The 17,761-nt window shown below is 46.2% G+C and carries 15 protein-coding genes and 1 pseudogene; 11 read left to right on the forward strand and 5 right to left on the reverse strand.

Annotated features, from left to right (window positions below; genetic code table 11):
* Nucleotides 1-117 precede the first annotated feature (117 nt).
* Nucleotides 118-1,746, forward strand: coding sequence for a thiamine pyrophosphate-binding protein (locus I8U27_RS10795; protein WP_181752075.1), 1,629 nt, complete (start codon nt 118-120; stop codon nt 1,744-1,746).
* Between the two features lie 85 nt (nt 1,747-1,831).
* Here I8U27_RS10795 and I8U27_RS10800 read toward each other — a convergent pair whose 3' ends face one another.
* Nucleotides 1,832-4,483, reverse strand: a complete 2,652-nt coding sequence (locus I8U27_RS10800) for a phosphoenolpyruvate synthase (protein WP_181752076.1) — start codon at nt 4,481-4,483, stop codon at nt 1,832-1,834.
* 152 nt (nt 4,484-4,635) lie between these two features.
* On the opposite strand from I8U27_RS10800, the gene I8U27_RS10805 reads away from it, so the two are divergent.
* Nucleotides 4,636-5,208: a TetR/AcrR family transcriptional regulator gene (locus I8U27_RS10805; RefSeq protein WP_181752077.1), complete on the forward strand. Its 573-nt coding sequence runs from the start codon at nt 4,636-4,638 to the stop codon at nt 5,206-5,208.
* 394 nt (nt 5,209-5,602) lie between these two features.
* Here the strand turns inward: I8U27_RS10805 and I8U27_RS10810 are convergent, their stop codons facing one another.
* Entirely contained in the window at nt 5,603-7,204 is a 1,602-nt protein-coding gene (locus tag I8U27_RS10810; protein WP_309506133.1) for a bifunctional metallophosphatase/5'-nucleotidase, read from the reverse strand.
* Between the two features lie 345 nt (nt 7,205-7,549).
* Between I8U27_RS10810 and I8U27_RS10815 the strand changes: the two genes are divergently transcribed.
* The 5 genes from I8U27_RS10815 (at nt 7,550) to I8U27_RS10835 (ending at nt 10,014) form a co-directional block, all read left to right on the forward strand.
* Entirely contained in the window at nt 7,550-8,089 is a 540-nt protein-coding gene (locus tag I8U27_RS10815) for a peroxiredoxin (RefSeq protein WP_181752078.1), read from the forward strand.
* Nucleotides 8,090-8,161: 72 nt separating this feature from the next.
* Nucleotides 8,162-8,608, forward strand: coding sequence for a TlpA family protein disulfide reductase (locus I8U27_RS10820; RefSeq protein ID WP_181752079.1), 447 nt, complete (start codon nt 8,162-8,164; stop codon nt 8,606-8,608).
* A gap of 16 nt (nt 8,609-8,624) precedes the next feature.
* A complete protein-coding gene (gene gcvH / locus I8U27_RS10825; protein WP_181752080.1) occupies nt 8,625-9,011 on the forward strand; it encodes a glycine cleavage system protein GcvH in 387 nt (128 codons plus the stop codon).
* A gap of 105 nt (nt 9,012-9,116) precedes the next feature.
* On the forward strand, nt 9,117-9,356 hold the full coding sequence (locus I8U27_RS10830) for a DUF2553 family protein (RefSeq protein WP_181752081.1): 240 nt from the start codon (nt 9,117-9,119) through the stop codon (nt 9,354-9,356).
* 229 nt (nt 9,357-9,585) lie between these two features.
* Complete coding sequence (locus I8U27_RS10835) at nt 9,586-10,014, forward strand: YgiT-type zinc finger protein (RefSeq protein ID WP_181752082.1); 429 nt, start codon at nt 9,586-9,588, stop codon at nt 10,012-10,014.
* 65 nt (nt 10,015-10,079) lie between these two features.
* On the opposite strand, the gene I8U27_RS10840 is transcribed toward I8U27_RS10835, so the two are convergent.
* Nucleotides 10,080-12,137 (reverse strand): magnesium transporter CorA family protein, encoded by a 2,058-nt coding sequence (locus tag I8U27_RS10840; RefSeq protein ID WP_181752083.1) that lies wholly within the window; start codon nt 12,135-12,137, stop codon nt 10,080-10,082.
* 140 nt (nt 12,138-12,277) lie between these two features.
* On the opposite strand from I8U27_RS10840, the pseudogene tnpA reads away from it, so the two are divergent.
* Both tnpA and I8U27_RS10850 read left to right on the forward strand, forming a co-directional pair.
* Nucleotides 12,278-12,475: pseudogene (gene tnpA, locus I8U27_RS10845) on the forward strand (IS200/IS605 family transposase); the annotation flags it as partial.
* A gap of 185 nt (nt 12,476-12,660) precedes the next feature.
* Nucleotides 12,661-13,020 (forward strand): hypothetical protein, encoded by a 360-nt coding sequence (locus I8U27_RS10850; protein ID WP_181752084.1) that lies wholly within the window; start codon nt 12,661-12,663, stop codon nt 13,018-13,020.
* A gap of 156 nt (nt 13,021-13,176) precedes the next feature.
* Here the strand turns inward: I8U27_RS10850 and I8U27_RS10855 are convergent, their stop codons facing one another.
* Nucleotides 13,177-13,515: a hypothetical protein gene (locus I8U27_RS10855; protein WP_181752085.1), complete on the reverse strand. Its 339-nt coding sequence runs from the start codon at nt 13,513-13,515 to the stop codon at nt 13,177-13,179.
* 338 nt (nt 13,516-13,853) lie between these two features.
* On the opposite strand from I8U27_RS10855, the gene I8U27_RS10860 reads away from it, so the two are divergent.
* Both I8U27_RS10860 and I8U27_RS10865 read left to right on the forward strand, forming a co-directional pair.
* Nucleotides 13,854-14,447 carry a DinB family protein gene (locus I8U27_RS10860; RefSeq protein WP_181752086.1) on the forward strand — a complete coding sequence of 198 codons (594 nt, stop codon included), beginning with the start codon at nt 13,854-13,856 and terminating at the stop codon, nt 14,445-14,447.
* Between the two features lie 1,042 nt (nt 14,448-15,489).
* Entirely contained in the window at nt 15,490-16,125 is a 636-nt protein-coding gene (locus I8U27_RS10865) for a DedA family protein (protein ID WP_181752087.1), read from the forward strand.
* A 275-nt stretch (nt 16,126-16,400) separates the two neighbouring features.
* Here the strand turns inward: I8U27_RS10865 and I8U27_RS10870 are convergent, their stop codons facing one another.
* Complete coding sequence (locus I8U27_RS10870; RefSeq protein ID WP_181752088.1) at nt 16,401-17,678, reverse strand: NCS2 family permease; 1,278 nt, start codon at nt 17,676-17,678, stop codon at nt 16,401-16,403.
* Nucleotides 17,679-17,761 lie beyond the last annotated feature (83 nt).

A 17,761-nucleotide genomic window follows, 5' to 3' on the forward strand; every position in this document is an offset into this window, starting at 1 on the left:
CTCCCTTTCCCTGTGGGTATGCTCTTATTGTAAAGCTTAACGTTACGTTAATGTAAAGCCGTTCTTACTGCATGTTTAAAAAGGGGGAAGCCAAACTAGAGAGGAAGGAGGGGGAGTATGGAATTTGATTTTACAGACACATCCCGTACCGTTGCCCGGCATCTGATCGAACAACTGGCTGAGTGGGGATGTCAGCGAATATATGGTGTAATCGGGGATGCCAATCTGTATCTGCTGGATGAACTGGCGAAACAAGACCGGATTGAATACATCGCCTGCCGCCATGAAACATCGGCCGCTTTGATGGCCTCAGCTGAAGCCAAATTGACGGGAAAGCTCGCGGTCTGCACAGCCACCAGCGGGCCGGGAATCGCTCTTTTGTTAAACGGTTTAGCCGATGCCTCTCATGATCGGGCCCCTGTGTTGGCGGTCACCGGACAAGTGGAACGAAGCAAACTTGGCACGGGCAGCAAACAGGAGATTGACCAGCAGAAGCTGATTGAGCCAATTGCACAGTTTTCCTCATTAGTGGCTGATCCCCGCTCTTTTTCCATCCAGTTAAATATTGCCATGAAAACAGCGCTGGCGCGAGGCGGGGTATCACATCTTTCCGTTCCTAAAGATATATGGGGGCAGATGGCAACGGGTCCGCTTTATCCACCGCCTCCCAGGGCTCCGGTGGTGATGCCTGATAAAGAAGATCTCCTCTCTGTACTGGAGTGGATCAACAAGGCGGAAAGGCCTGTTCTCCTGGTTGGGCGCGGAATCAAACAGGTACAGCATGATGTATGTAAACTGGCGGAAAAGATCCAGGCTCCAATGATCGTCACCATGCCCGCCAAATCTTATATTCCCAATGATCATCCTTTATTCGCAGGCGGGTTGGGACAGGCCGGGAGCGAGGTTTCCACCGGGTTGTTAAAACAGGCTGATCTGTGCCTGATTCTGGGGGCAACCTGGTGGCCGGAGGAATATGTGCCAAAGTCGGTTCCGATCGTCCAAATCGATGCCGCCGAAGAGAATATCGGCCGTACTCATCCCAATGTCGCTTCTCTGGTCGGAGATTTTTCCTATCTCATTGCTGAGGTAATTTTTGGTGTGGAGTCTAAGGAGAATCCATCATGGATGGAAGAGATTCAGCAGAAAAAAAGTTTTTGGACCCAAAAAATAAGGGAGGAAGCGGAGCAAAACACGGCTACGCCGGAACCGCAACAGGTCATGAGGGCCATAAGCAAATATGTCCGGCAGGATGCCATCATTGCCTTGGACGTTGGAGATCATACTCTCTGGTTTGAACGCATTTTTCAGACGACAAATCAGGAAATTCTCATCTCCGGCCGATGGCGTACTCTCGGCTTTGCTTTGCCAGCTGCCATGGCTGCCAGTCTTGTTTTTCCAGAACGGCAAGTGGTTGCCATCGCTGGTGATGGCGGAATTATGACCACTCTGGCCGACCTGTCCACGGCGGTCACTTACCAATTGCCTCTGATCATTTTTCTGATCAACAATGGCAGCTACGCCATGGAAAAGAATCGGATGAAAGTGGCGGGCTTACAGCCCCTGGGGTCTGATCTTCCCAACCCTGATTTTGCCGCGTTAGCCCGGGCATTTGGAGCAGAAGGGGTTCGTGTTGAACAGCTGTCAGAGCTGGAACCTGCCATACAAACAGCGTTGGCGTCCAATCAGGTGTGTTTGGTCGATATTTGCTGTAATGATCCGGTGGTACCGCATACGCACATAATGTAAACAGAAATGGCTAACGAAGTTTGTTGACCTCGTTAGCCATTAGACTTTTCATCAATTGATTGGAATAGATACTGGCAAAGGGGACTTATTGAATGTCTTCTAAAATTTCTACAAAACCATTCGTACCATCAACGCGGATATATTGCCCATCTTTCAAAAGTTTTGTGGCGTTGTCTACACTAACTACTGCCGGAATTCCATACTCTCGTGCTACTACAGAACCATGAGTCATCATCCCACCGACTTCCGTCACGAGGGCTTTGGCCGAATGGAATAAGGGTGTCCAACCGGGATCCGTGTAGGGAGCGATCAAGATGTCCCCTTTGTTCAGTTTTCCTTCTTCTAATCGGCGAACGACTTTGACATAACCTTCCGCAACACCCGGGGATACAGGAATGCCGACCAAAGCGCCGGTCGGTGCCTGCTCGTTGCGGATGACCGCCGAGAATGTTTCCCCTTCGCTGGTGATGACAAGGGGAGGGTTCAGTTTTCGGTAAACCTCTTCCGATGCCTTGCGGGAACGGATACGCTCCATGACTTCTTCCTTTTTCAGGCGGTTTTCCAGCAGTGCAACCAATTCGTCCAGCGTCAAATAAAAGACGTCCTCTTTCTGCTCGAGTATCCTTTTTTCATAAAGGGTTTGGGCTTCTTCCAAAATGGCTTCCCGGTAAAGGTCGAAATAACGGATCATGATATATTTGGGCAGTTCCCGGATTCCCACGGTGTTTCGGTATAGCGCGATGAGCCGGGCCAGTTTCTTGACTTTCCGGGTCCCACCGCGCGTTGCTTTCACCCGCGCCAACAAGGACTGGATCGCTTCATGGGCTTCCTGTTCCCCTTGTTTGAATTTTTTCCGGTGCTCTTGCGGCGCATTGCTTCTCATATGGCTGAGAATGGACGGGACGAGCATGGTGGGCGTTTCTTTATAGCGGATCCGTGTGATGTCGATTTCACCGGGCGCCCGCATCCCGAATTTTTCCATGAACTGGTCCAATTCCGCCCGGAATGCGTCGCCGCCTTCCACTTGGCTCAATCCCTCGTAAAACGTACGGTCTTCCGCCTGTTCCAGATAGCGGACGACTTCGGGATAGGGTTTGGCCACATCCGCCAAATCCCCGATCATCAGCCCCATTTCGCTGGTGATGTTGCCGGGAGGGGACTTTTCAATGGAGGGGTTCCATTCTTCTCCCAACCATTTTTTCATTTTTCTTTTGATGACCGGCAAGGAGATGAATCCGGCATAGGTGTAGGCCATGGGATCGACGATGGTCTCAAAAACGGCATGCTCTAGGATAAACCGAATCCGTTCCGCGCCAGAGCGTTCGGACAATGCTCGTTTGAATTGGGACAAATCTTGTTCGAAAGTGGCAAAGGCCCGTGTCACAGCGAGTCTAGGATCTTCCCAATACCAGATCTGGATCAACCGGGGAATCATCTTCCGGTAAAGGGCCAACATGATTTTCAATGAGCGGAAAGCTTTTCGCATCACGCCCCGCTTCGGTGCCAGCCGTTGAAAGTCTTCGCATTGCACCACTTTTTTCAGAGCCAACAGATTATCGTCCGCGATCGTGCTTTTGAGAAGCTTGCGCTGGACGGGCTTCAGGAACAGGAAACTGGAACAATCCCAGAAGAGCCGTCCACCCGCTTCAACGATTGGAGCCGAATCATCATCAAAGGGAACGAGCGATTGGAAAACCGAGGTCCCGAGCGGTTTCATATAATCGGTCATCATTTGCGAGTGGCCAATCGAAAGATAGACCCGGTATTGGTCATTCTTCGCGGAAGGGACGGGATAAAGGGAAGTGATGGGCCGGCTTTGGAGAATATAGATGTCATCGCCTTCCAAACACCACTCGATATCCTGCTCGGAACCGTAATGGTTTTCGATCCTTCGTCCCAGTTCCGCCAACTCTAAGATATTGTGATCCGGGAGCGCCTGTTTTTGGCGAAGTTCGGGTGGCAGTTCCCGGACTTCCGTTCCGCCCTCAGCAACAGGGAAAACCCCTTTTTCCTTTTTCGCGATTTGTTTCTGGATGATTTCATGGTCGCGCACTTTGTACAAATCGGCGGTCACGATGCCGGAAACCAGCGCCTCTCCCAGTCCGAACCCCGCATCGATGGAAACCGTGCGCCGGTGTCCCGTCACGGGGTCCGCGGTGAACAGGATTCCGGACACTTCGGGAAAAACCATCCGTTGCACCACGACAGACAAGGAAACGGATTTGTGATCAAACCCGTTCTTGATGCGGTATACAATGGCCCGATCCGTGAACAGGGAGGCCCAGCATTTTTTTACTGCTTCGATCAGTTGATCTTGCCCTTTTACGTGGAGATAGGTTTCCTGTTGACCAGCAAACGAAGCGGTTGGCAAATCCTCGGCCGTAGCACTGGAACGAACAGCATAGGAATGGTTATCTCCGAGCTTGATCCAGGCGTGGATAATTTCTGTACGGATGGTTTCGTCGAGTGGAAGTGTAAGGATATGGTCTCGTATTTGCTTTCCGAGCGTTTTGATTTCTTCCAGTTGCTCTGGTTTTAACTGATGGAGTAAGGTAAAAAATCGATCCATTATATCACTGGCTGCGATAAACTGTTGAAAAGCAGCTACGGTGATGCAAAATCCAGGTGGAACCGGAAAGCCGGCCTGGGTCATTTCTCCTAAGTTTGCTCCTTTTCCACCAACGATTGGCAAGCTGTTGTGATTAATTTCATTAAAATGCAAAACATAATTCATCATATCTCACTCCAAGTTTATGAAGCCATTTTATTTATTGAACTCATTATCTAATTGAATTCATTTTATTTCTCTATTAAGATGCTGTCAAGGTATTTTGAAGTGAGATTTTGCTATAGTTCAAAACTATGGTATAATCCAGCCGAGGTGGAATGATGAACGGATACGAACGAAGAACCCAACAAAAACGAAAGGCTATTATTCAGGCGGCTCAAGAGCTTTTTATCAAGCGCGGAATCACCGGTGTTACCGTTAACGAAATCGCAGTAAGGGCCGGAGTATCACAAGTGACGGTGTTCAAATACTTCGGCGACAAAATGACACTTGCCCGCGAGGCCATGATGGAACGTTTCAACGAGTCAATGGCTGCTGCTGATGAGCTGCTTGAGCAAAATATCCCTTTCTCTGAAAAAATACAATGGATTATCGATAAAAATAAACAATCAATTGATATAGTCGGGGAATCATTTTTGCATTCAATAGATGACCCGCCCATGAAACAGATTATTAACGAATTTCTCACTGTCCGTGCGGTACCGTGGTATGAGAAATTGATCAAGGAGGGGAAAAAGGAAGGGGCTATTGATGAGAGTATCCCTACAGAAGCGATCATGGCATATATTTTTGCCTTATTACCTGTCTTATCAAGTCCGGAGCATATAAAAAAGGGCAGGGAGTATTACACGGGATTAATGAAACTGTTTTTCAATGGGCTCATCAGTAAATGAAAGCTCAGGTTAAATATCAGTTTCATTTATAATATATTCCTAAATCCCGACGATTCCCTTTTCAATAATAAAAGAAATAGCGGGGGATTGATGTATGATGGCTGCTTCGAAATTTAGCTTAAATTTGAAGTGGCCATTTTGCTGCACCATGAAGTCTGAATTGGACCGGGTTGTGGTGAGGAAGAATCAATCATCACGCAAAATAACCTGCCATAAGAGAAAGGACCACACACATTTTAAGTTGTACCCTGGGGACTATGAGGAAGTCACACTTGTGGAGAAGTCTCGTTGGAGATTTGGTGAAACGAGAAGTTCTGCCACCGTAGTGGAGAGTCGTTTACAAGAGAGAGCCCCTTTCAGCCAAACAGGCAGAAAGGGGTTCTCAAGCTTTATTTTATTGGTCTGTTAATTGAATCCGTCCCTCAATTCTGGCAGAGAATGGCTGCGGGAGCTGTTTTATATATTCAACCAGTGCATCCAAATCAGTCGGTCCAACTACCTTGTTGGTTCCCTCATTGAATACAGTGAAGTTATCCCCACCGCTGGCAAGGAAGCTGTTAGTGGTCACAGTATAAGTCCGGGCAGGGTCAATCGGGGTTCCGTCTGCCTTCCTGACGTCAACCACCCGGTCGTTGGCCGGACGGCTGGGATTCCAGGTAAACTCAAGTCCCGATACTTTTAAGATGCGGATTCGATCAGGGTCCTGGAATTGTTGATTTAACAGGCGTCGGATTTGTTCACCGGTCAATTCCATTTTTACCAGATCATTGCCGAACGGCTGAACGGAGAAAACATCTCCCCAGGTCACTTTTCCGGCAGGAAGATCAGCCCGGATTCCGCCAGGATTCATGAAAGAGAAGTCGGTGTTCATCTTCCAGCGCTGAGCGTCAGCGATGAGGTTTCCAAGAGCTGACTCCCCGGCGTCATTTTCGGTCCGGGTAATTGCTTCTGTGGTTTGCCCCACTTCCTCATTGATAATCGGAGCCACTTTGGCCTGTGCTTCATCGACCATTTTCTGAATCTGGGCGTCCGGTTTCATCCCTTTATGGTAGGTCGTAACCACTTCTGCCCGTTTTTGGATTACATCTTTTGTCCGGCGGTCGATCACGATATCCACATCGGAAAATGCTGTACCGTAGCTGTAAGCTTGCACAACCAGCTTTCCGTTAACGGTACCATTCAGATAAGAATGAGAATGCCCGGCGAATACAACATCTACTTCGGGATCAAGCTGCTTGGTGATATCAGCAATCGGCCCGGTGATCTCGCCTTTGCTGTTTTGAAAGCCGCCTTCATGGGCGAGCACCATAATCGCTTTGACGCCTTTTTTCTTTAATTTTTTCACTTCCCGGTTGATGGCTTCCGCTTCATCAGTGAAAATGACACCTTTGACGCCATCCGGGGTGACGATGGTTGGAGTGGTTTTGGTGACGACACCGATAAACCCGATCGGTACCCCTTTTACCCGCTTAATGACGTGTGGGGGCAAAATCGGCTGGTGTGTCTTTTTATCCACTACGTTGGCGACGGTATAGGGAAAATTGGCTCCTTCAAAGTATCCTGTCTCAGGGTGGGTTCCGCCATGGATAAGCCGCATCATTTCAGTAACCCCTTCATCAAATTCGTGATTTCCCAGGGTTCCCAGATCAAAACCTAGAGTGTTCAAAATGTCAATCGTCGGTTCATCTTGCAGTAATGCCGATACCGGGGGACTTGCTCCCACTGCGTCCCCGACATGGAGCAACAGGGTGTTTGGATTTTCAAGAGACCGCTGCCGCAAGTAAGATGCCAGATAGGCGGCGGTACCGACAGGCTGATTGTTTACATTTCCGACCCGGTCCAGTTGTCCGTGAAAATCGTTTATGCTCAACATTTGTACACTGACTAGTTTCGGGCCTTTAGACGCGTGGTCAAATGCGGCCAGAAAGGGTACCGCTACTAGTGTAAGCAGGCTTAAAAGGGCGACCCCGGCTCTTTGTTTGAACGATAAGTTCACTTCTTTGTTTCTCCTCTCCCTGTATGGGTTGTGTATGATCACAGAATACCTTTTGTTTGTAAAGGAGTCGTGATCCACATGTAAATATTATAGCAATTTTATTTAATTCCTTTTTATGTAGAAATAATTTATAAAGGGAATTGACAGTATTTCGATGATAACGATTTTCATATTGTATTAAATATAAACAAGTATTGACTTTAATTTAGACGCATGTTATCTTAAGTTTGTGCCAGGGGACAAGGCCTTGTTTATAAACCCTACATATTGGGAACAGTAAGTTTGTCACTGTTCCCGGGGTGTTGCCCGGGCACTGTAACATGATCACCAGAGGAGGAATTTGTAGTGGCTCAACGTCTAGTAGGACTCAAAGCTCCGGATTTTGAAATGGAGAGTACCAGAGATTTGGAGGATCTCAGCGAGAAAGTGAAACTTTCCGACTACGAAGGAAAATGGCTGGTTCTCTTTTTCTATCCGCTCGATTTCACTTTTGTTTGTCCGACTGAAATCACTGCACTTTCAGACCGCTATGAAGAATTTGCCGATCTTGATGCCGATATTCTCGGTGTTAGCACAGACAGCAAGTTCTCCCACCGCGCCTGGATTAAAACACCGCGCAGTGAAAACGGTCTTGGCGAAATCAATTTCCCGCTGGGTGCGGACACCACTCACAAAGTTAGCCGTGACTACGGTGTGCTGATTGAAGAAGAAGGAGTGGCCCTGCGCGGTCTGTTTATCATTGACCCGGAAGGGATTGTTCGTTACCAGGTGGTTACTGATAATAACATTGGCCGCAGCGTGGATGAAACACTGCGTGTTCTGCAAGCTCTGCAAACGGGTGGTCTGTGCCCGTCTGACTGGAAACCAGGCCAAGAAACCCTTTAATTGCGAAAACAATAGAGGGCCTAACGCCAGCGTTAGGTCCTTTATTTCCATATATAGTAGGAGGTAAGTGAAATGGCTTTACGTTTACGCACGGAAATGCCGGAATTAAAAGGAATCACTGAATGGGTCAACGGAGAAGCAGCAAAAGAAGATTTTAAAGATAAACCCGTGCTGGTCCATTTCTGGTCCATCAGCTGCGGGATGTGCAAGGAAAGCCTTCCCGATATCAATAAAATGAGACTGGAGTACCCCCAACTGCAATTTGTCGGGATTCACATGCCGCGATCTGAAAAAGATACCGATGTGGACGCGGTGAAAGAAGCCATAGTAAAATACGAACTAAAGCATCCCCAAGGCATTGATAACCAGCATAATGTTGTGGATGCATTTGAGAATGAATATGTGCCGGCATTTTATCTTTTTGATAAAAACGGCGTACTCCGTCACCGTTCGGCCGGCGAAAAGGCTCTTTCCATGTTGAAAAAACCGTTGGAGCGTGTAATGGGAGAACTTGAATAAGCGGAGGTAAAATGAGATGAACCTGCCAAAAGAATTGCGTTATACCGAAGAACATGAATGGGTGCAAATGGGAGACGGGAACAAAGTACGGATTGGGATTACCGACTTTGCACAATCTGAACTGGGAGACATTGTGTTTGTTGAACTTCCCGAAGAAGGTGCAGAAATCACTGCGGGTGAACCGTTTGGCAGTGTAGAATCTGTCAAAACCGTATCTGAACTGTATGCGCCGGTCAGCGGTAAGGTTGTTGAAGTCAATGGCAGCTTGGAAGAGTCTCCTGAAAACGTTAACGATTCCCCGTATGGTGACGGCTGGATGATCGTTGTCGAGCTGTCTGATTCCTCAGAACTGGAAAACCTGTTAACCGCAGAGCAGTATGAACAAGCGGTATCAGAGGATTAATTGCTCTTCACTTTTCATGCCCTGCGGAATTCCAAATAAAAGAGCCTTTCTTCGTGCAAAGTAAGGGAAAGGATCATGGATGATTCTGACCAGGGGGGAGTCTGTATGTCCAAAGAACAACAGCAACGTCTGAACATCACCAGCAAGGTAACGGGAAGAATAGAAGAGGGTGACTTCGTGCTCTACCATTATCAATCGCCGATCGGCAAGATTAATCTGAACACGAAGGAACTCGAACTGTACGACGGTTATGCCATGGAAGAAAACCGTATCTACGCGCTGGAGGATAACCGTGTATTTCATGATTATTATGCACATGGCTGCGATTTGGGCTGGTGTCCTTGAAAAAAGTTTGGCAGCTGTTTTATGGGGGGGAATGTTTTTGAAAACGATTCCCCTCCATTTGAACGATGCGGACATTGGGCATAGTGCTTGCCACTATGCTTTTTTCTATTTATTTCCGTGGGTTTGAACATACAGATTTGTGGTAAAATAAATATATATCAATAAAAATAAATGCTCTTTTTTCTGCGGCACCAGATTCGATCATAATAGGGGAGAAGGAGGGGCAAAAATGAGCTACTGCTGTGGGGCATCCAGAATCGGTTTGATCGGAACGTTGCGTCAGCAGTCCATTTTGGTGCATCATGTTCCTTTGCTCTATTGTCCGGTGTGCCATGAAGTTGAAGTTCATCCCGCCATCAAAGAAGAATTTGAGTTAGTGATTGAATATGCGCAAGAAGATCATGTGAAAGAAGCAACCCTCCGCGAAGAAATCAGTCCCGATATGATCGCTGAGTGGAAAGAATATTGTGTCAGCTTTCAGGAAGATGATGATGTGGAATCTATTTTGCGTGAACAGATTGACCACTCATTGGATTTGCTGAGGGTGTCCAAGGTGTTATCAGATACGGAATGGGGCGACGAACTGAAAGTCCGCCTTAAAATATTGACAGAACGTTTGAAGAAGGTAGAACAGCAAAAGGAAAGCAGCAAAAAATAGCCAGTTGACAAACCCGGCTCTCATTCGGAGGAATGAAAGCCGGGTTTGTGCGGTCGGAGATAAGATCAGGAGCGTTCATTCAGCCTTTCTGTTTGACTGGTTTTGATCAGCTCATCCCCATGCGATCGTTTTAAAATTTTACTAATCCCCACGATACTCACGGCTGAGAAAAGCAGAAAAGAAACAAATCCGACCCAGTGGATTCCAAACCACTTGGGGCTGGGGATTCCTTCAAAGATAAACTCAAATAATCCGGCAAACAAAGCAAATGGAAAGCCGTAGATGGTAATTGCGCTAATGAGCCGGTTGGTGCGGGCTTCCGCATAACCAGTGATAATATGTTCAATTTCCGCTACCGATTCATACAATTCATCAAGCTGGTTATTTAATCCCCACCTTTTCTCAACTGTTTCCCGAAATACTTGTAAATTATGGTCAACCGAAGCGGGCATTGTCCGCAGGATTGTATTGCGAAGATCCATCTTTTGCTGTGCGATCCAATGATGGAGCGAGATCAGATACTTCCCGGAAAGTGTTTGCCTGGTTTGAAGCTTCTTCTGAATGTCATCCACTTTCCTGGAGATTTCTGCATGAATTTTACTGACCGTTTGTACCCTCTGTAAAAGCCGTTCAAACTCCCCTTTATAGGCGGGAAGGTCCAATTGTTCGTTGTTTTGGTCATCTAAAATTAAAATGCCGTTTGAATGGATGACCGCAAAGCCGCAGGGCAATTCAAGGAAATCAAAGCTGCGCTCCGCGGGCAGGGGATAGATGGGCGGGATCTTGCCCGAATACAGACCGGAAGCACAGACGGCGAGATACCGCTTCATACTTGGAGAAGCAACCAATGCTTGTTCACGTCCCAGCGAGTCCCATTTTACCGCTGTAAATTGCTTTTGGCTTTCACGGTCGGTTACAATCGGTTGACATTCATAAATATAACAAGATTGTCCAATCGTCCCGTCCTCCAAATAAGGCCTTACTGTCAATGATTTGGCGGGATTATATAATTCCCAAAGGGCGCTGACCACATCGGACCATTCCAATTTGGAGCCGTATAGCTCTTTATTGATTTTCTTTGGTGCCGAAACCAGAGTATAACGGCCCATGTCGTCATACCAGGGCTGGTTTGCCGGTGAGCGGCCGGGTAAGCGGGGCTGGTCACAGGGACGCAAGCCTTCCCAGCGTTCATTCTCCATGTGCTCCAGCTTTTCCCATAAATCTTTTAAATGAATATTCATATTGGGGTCTACGGAAATCACGATATCATTTCCACTTCCTTTGAGACCGGGCCGGTGCAGGGCAATTAAACTAAACCCCGATCTTAACCATGTCCGTTCGGAATCATTACTCAGAAAAGATTTCAGCAATCCCATGTATGTATTTTCAGTGGCGATAAAAGCGTCAACCAGCAAAGTCCGGTTGGAATTTTTTACGGGAAGTTCCAGTTGGATGATGGTTGCCTGTTTCAGGGCTTGCAAATATTGCTGGTATTCAAATCTCAGAAAGGCCATGGCCCGATTATACTCCTCAACATGGTCCAGCACGGGCACTTCGTGGGGAATTACATCTGCAAGCAACATCTCAACGGCCAGTGTGACGCAGGCCCAAAAACCATTTACATAATTCGCCTGATCAATCTTGGAAATCGGCTTCCCTTCCGCATCGGTCTCTTCATAAAACGTAAAATGGGCCTGAGCTAGTGCACTGTGTAAACAGCCCCACGACTGAAAAGGTTCACCCGTGGTTTTCACATCCCCCATTTCCCACTTGTTCACATAGTCCACCCAATCCTCAGGGAATTCGTCCGCAGCCATTCCCTGATTCAGACAGTACAAAAAAATAAAAGCGAGACAAGAGTCGGGTGACAAATCTTCAATATAAAATTGAGTCTCATGAAACGAGACCGGCAGTTCAAGCGTCTGCCGGTCCGAATAGTACAACAGCTCCGTCACAGACTCATATTCGGTCCTTCTGTTGTTCAGGCAAACCCCCCCGTTATTTTCATCACCAATTCCAATTAAAATTTCATTTGTCCCTGCTCTGGTTTTGTTTGGATCATAATGAATTTGAAATTGCTCCAGTTCATCCCATAAGAGTTCCAAGGATTCTTTCAGTTTCATCTCGTTCCACCTTCAAGTCGAAATAAATTAGGTTTGGGGGACATGGGGACCATATCTCCGTACTATTTTTTATTTTAGCGAAATTACATATTAATACAAATTTATATCTTTGCGAGCGGGAAAACCCCTAGCTTCAGCTGAAGTACCGACAGAAAGTATTAGTTCCGCCTGTAAGTGTTCGACTCGAAGAACTGTTCATACAAAAAGCAAAGGAGCTTAAAACCACAATTTCAAGTATGGAGATCATGCCCGATCATGTACATTTGCTCATACCATGTGATCCCCGATTCGGCATACACCAGGTTGTCAAGCATCTCAAGGGATCTACATCACGAGAATGAAGACAAGAGTTTCCACATCTGAAATCAAGAATCCCTTCCCTATGGATTGGCACGTATCCCTTAAAACAAAAAATGCTTGGATGCCCTGCGTACCTGAGTTAATATATTTGCTTAGATAAAAAAGTAGTTTATACTAATTGAGTAAAAATTATTTTTATATTAAGAAAAGAGGGATAATGCTGATGAATATCAAAAAAATTACACTTTCTTTGCTAGTGTTGTTGACAGCCCTGCTTCTGCCGTTTCAGGCTTATGCATCGGGCTGGACGTTTAATCTTGGGGCGAATAGTCATTGGGGAAGCTCTAGTTGTACAAAAAGCGGCCCAACAATCTCGTTTAATATAAACGGGGGTGCAAGTAATGCAACTATAGCCATTCAATATCTATCCGGAGGACGTTGGTATTACGAAGCCAGTAAATCATGGAGTGGTGGTGATACTTCAATTAGCTCCACCTCATACGGCTCACAAACAACCTATCGTTTATATGTTTCGACAGCCAGTGGTGGCTATGCAGTAGGAGATGTTACCTGTGTACCATAGCAGAATCATAGGACAACCTTTGGATGCCCAGGATACTTATTACCGCCTGCAATTGAGCAACTGGTAATACTCTTGCCAATCCAAATATTTGTGTAACGATCTCCCAAACAGAACGTCAGTAATCTGTTCTTTTTGAAATTTCTTTTATTACTTTTACTAAGTATGGCAGAGTTTGAAAAAGAATGCTATGGTACGAATGTTGACTTCTACCACAAGCAGGTTTGGTTCGGTCCATCCGGTCCCTGGTGTGATAACAAGTACTTCCAGGATGAGACCTGTATCAAATAGTACGAAGTTTGGAAGGACAACAAAGACGGCAGCGGAAACGTCGGGGACCCATGGAGTTAAGGAATCGAACGTGACAACATCTTTACCAGGGGCATGGGTCCGGCTTATATTATCCACAACTATTTTCCCAACAATGGCCGGGAAGTGCATCTCAGGTATTCCTGGACCTATTAAATGAGTGATAATATCAGGTCGGTTTGTAATCAAAAGGGTGACCTCTAAGCCAATGATTTACTAATTCTATTCCAAAAACATTAAAAAGATGATACTTCCTTTGAGTGGGGAGTATTGCAATTTTTGTTGTCCTCCTGTCCAAAGAAATGGATAGGAGGTGTTTTTGGTCTTTGACAATGAACGTATGTCAATATTATTTGAGTTAACAACACCGAATCCGGGTTATTATATTGATAATTAAAAATTGTTTGTATATAATAAAAATTAGTGCAACGAAATAGAAATGAATTCAGGGAAGGGGTTGGTCTAAATGAAAAACAACACACATATTCCTTTGCAACAAAACTATTATCGATTTTTGGAGGTAACAAATGGAAAAAAGACCAATCCAAAAGGAAAATCCAAATTTATTTTCGGGTACAGACCCAAACAGCAGCTGGCAGAATTCATCTAAAAATACAAAACAGACAAACGACAGTAAAAAAGAACTCCTTCTCGATTTATTAACAATTTGTCACAATGAAGCCAGCTGGTTCCCACCACTAAGTGTGGTGTTGGACGGACTCACTGTTGAGCAGGCGATGTGGTGTGATCATACAGACACGAACTCGATCTGGCAAATTGTAAATCACCTTGTTTTTTGGAATACTGTCTGGCTCCATCGCTTTAAGGAGAACTCCATTGGTGATACGGATGATAAAAATGAAGAGACATTTGTTATTCAAGATTTTTCTGAAAGGGCCTGGAAGGCGGCGTTGATTCGCTTGGATGCCATCTTTAGCGAGTGGCGGGACACTCTTGCTGATTGCCCCGAATCAGAGCTTCATGAGCGAATTCCTTTCTTTGATGAGGAGGTCTTTTGGTGGATGGCTATTTCCAACCTATGTACACACAATGTTTACCATATTGGGCAAATTGTATTGATTCGACAAAAACAAGGATCGTGGGTAAAAAACTCTTGGTGAAAATGAAATGCCCCATTTAACCGGATGAAGCAAGAGGCCAAAGACCCGGTGGTGCATCAACTCCCGCTTCCTGAACCTTACGTGTAACTTTTACCGCATGCACCTCTCCAAGAACCCGCAGTATGAGGTTCCAGTGGCGTATCAATCTCTCCTGCCGGGTAAAACCATGAGAGTGAGTGAATATGGACCAGAACGCTGGTAACAGGCGTTCCGCCTATGTGGGTACATGCAACATGAGTTGTAGAACTGCATGGGAAGGACTGATGAGACAGCCCCGAACTTGGGAGTGGAGGGCATTAACTACCCAGAAATCCCACGGCGACCAACGTAAGTGCCTGTGGTGCTTCAGCCGTGTGGAGTCTCAAACGAGTGATAATGATTTATGAAAAATTGCTCCCTGGATAATTGCGGTTGGTTCCTCAATTATACTTGCAGGAGCAATTTTTTATTTGTTTTTTTATTTGGGTGAATAACCAAGTATTTAATGAGCTCATCCTTCTCTTGGAAGTTTCGCAGTATTGCGTTGCTAAAGCCACAATCAAAGATAATCATGACATTGCAGATGAGATCAGAAGCGCTTCTGAAAGCCTATCGATCATTATCTCAACTCAAACAACCCATTTATGTTAAACTTGGCCGACCCGAATTTTTTAATTAAATCATAAAATTTCCCAAAAACTTGTATTTTTAGATTTCAGGATTTTATCAAAGTATATAAAGACAAAGGAAATTGATTTGATGTAACATGAGGATATAGATATGAAATAAAACCCGGAATCATTGGGATATTTTTGGGTGACAGTCTTTTTGAACTATTATCATCAATATGGCCTGGGGCCTATATACCCAAAGCTTTTTCTTTTCCGGTCCGCTCATCTGGAACCGGGGTTCCATCCTGGAATACAACCCCGGTTCGATTTAAAACATGGTTGTGTTTGGTATTTTAAAAATAGCACTGTATGATATGAGAATGTCTGTATAGCCATAATAAAAAATGATGAGTCAACAGTCACTCATAAATGTCATAAATAAGGAGCGGTTTATGAAGTTTCTGGAATTAGTTGAACAATTGTTTGCGCAATATGGATACTGGGTGCTGTTGATCGGGTTGCCCCTGGATACGATCGCCTTGCCGATTCCTCCGGGCAATACAGCGCTGACTTACACCGGCTATCTGTCCTACAAAGGAGTACTTAAGCCTTTGCCAGCTATGGCTGTGGCTTATGCAGGAGCATGTCTGGGCATGACGATTACCTACTGGATCGGATATAAGCTGGGGACGCCATTGGTTGAACGCTATGGGAAGTGGCTGTTTTTTAAGCCTGAACTTTTGGAAAAAACGAGAAGATCCTATGGGAAGTATGGGAATAAAATAGTATTTATCAGTTATTTCGTGCCGGGGATCAGACAGTTTATCGGCTATTTTGTGGGGATGATCCGTATTCCGTATCGCTCGTTTGCTTTGTATGCGTATACAGGAGCCGGTTTATGGGTATCAGCATTTTTCGGGATCGGCTATATTTTCGGTGAGCAATGGGAGATTGTTTATACAATGGTTGAACAGTATTTGATGTATACATTTATGGGATTGTGTGTTGTGTTGACCGGATTTTTTCTTCTGAAATGGAGCATTCGGCTGAAAACACGATCTGATAAATTTAAGCAGGGAGCGGAGTAAGTAACTATTGGTAACTGTTTATGCACTGACAAATGAAGATGTTTGAAGCAGTGTTTTTCACTGCCTATTTCTCTGAGTACAAGCACATAGCCGCACATCATTCAAGGCAGTCAACATAAATAAAGGCTCGCTTACGTGTTTGAAATGCACGTTTGCGAGCCTTAAGCATATTTATTTTAAGCTGCTGCTTCTGATTGAGAGAGAGCTGAATTACTTGCATCCCGGGATCTCGGCTTACGATGCTCCCCATGTATAAGGCCGTCCCATTCAACCTCTTAATGGGCCACCACAGCTGAGGCGATAAAGTTGACCAGGAACAGCCCGGCGATCAGATATACCAGACCGGGAACCTGTTTCCACTTTCCCGTGGCTACTTTGAGCAAGGGGTACGCGATAAAGCCGAAAGCCAGACCGTCTGCGATACTGGATGTCAGAGGGATGCAGGCGATGATCAAAAAGGCGGGGAACCCTTCAGAGAAATCGCGAAAGGGGATTTCCTGCACACTATTCATCATGAGTGCACCGATGATGATCAATACCGGTGCGACGGCGTTGCCGGGAATCATCTCAATGAGCGGCAGGACCAGCATCGACACAGCGAACAGAATTGCCGTCACCAGCGCGGGGATGCCGGTTTTTCCACCTTCGGCAATCCCTGAAGCGCTCTCGGCAGCCGCAATGGTCGGACTGGTTCCGAAGAACCCTGAGGTGATCGTAGAAACCCCCAGTGTTTTGTATGCCCGTGGGAATTTTTGAGCATCCGGGAGCATCCCGTTCAACAATCCCATATTCTCGAACAGGACGATCATGGTCATGGAAAAAACAGCGATCCAGAAAGGAAATTGCAGGATGCTAAAGTCGGCAGAGGCCAACACCCGGGTGTAATCACTGAAATCCATTCCTGTGACGGCCGCAGTTGTTTTGCCTGTAAGCCCGAAGGTCAACAGGCTGGTGAAAAACAACCCGATCAACATGCTCCCTTTGATGTTACGGACAAACAAGAACAGGGTGACTGCCAGACCGGCCAGGGTAGACAGCGTAACCGGATCTCCGAAATTACCCAGGGTGACAAAAGAGGTTTCGCTGGGATGAATCATTTGCCCTTTCTGCAGTCCGATAAAGGTGAGCAGGAGACCGATCCCCCCGGAAATCCCGTGTTTCAGCGTAGAGGGAACGGCCGCCGATAAACGGCTCCCCAAAGAAGTGATCCCGGCAAGGAAAAAGAGAAAGCCGGATACAATTACAACAGCCAGCCCCTGCTGCCAGGTAAGGCCCAGTGATTGGACAATGGTATAGGTGAAAAAAGCATTGACACCCATGCCGGGAATCACAACGACCGGCGCATTGGCCCATAGTGCCATGAGCAGGCAGCCGGCGATAGAAGCAGCAATGGTGGCCATGACGCCGGCGCTCAACGGGATGCCGGCATCCTTCAGGATCAGGGGATTAACCAGTATAATATAGGCACTCGTGAAAAAGGAGGTTAAACCGGCCGTCAACTCTGTTTTCCATGTCGTTCCATGTGCGTCCAGCTTAATAAAATGCTCAGTCACTACTCCATTCCTTCTTTTGTAAGCCCCTCACCCACCCGTCATGCCTTTGTGGGCATAACTCTATTACTATAACAGCTATGCAG

Origin of the sequence: Paenactinomyces guangxiensis (genome assembly GCF_016055185.1) — a bacterium.
In the GTDB taxonomy this organism is placed as follows: Bacteria; Bacillota; Bacilli; order Thermoactinomycetales; family Thermoactinomycetaceae; genus Paenactinomyces; species Paenactinomyces guangxiensis.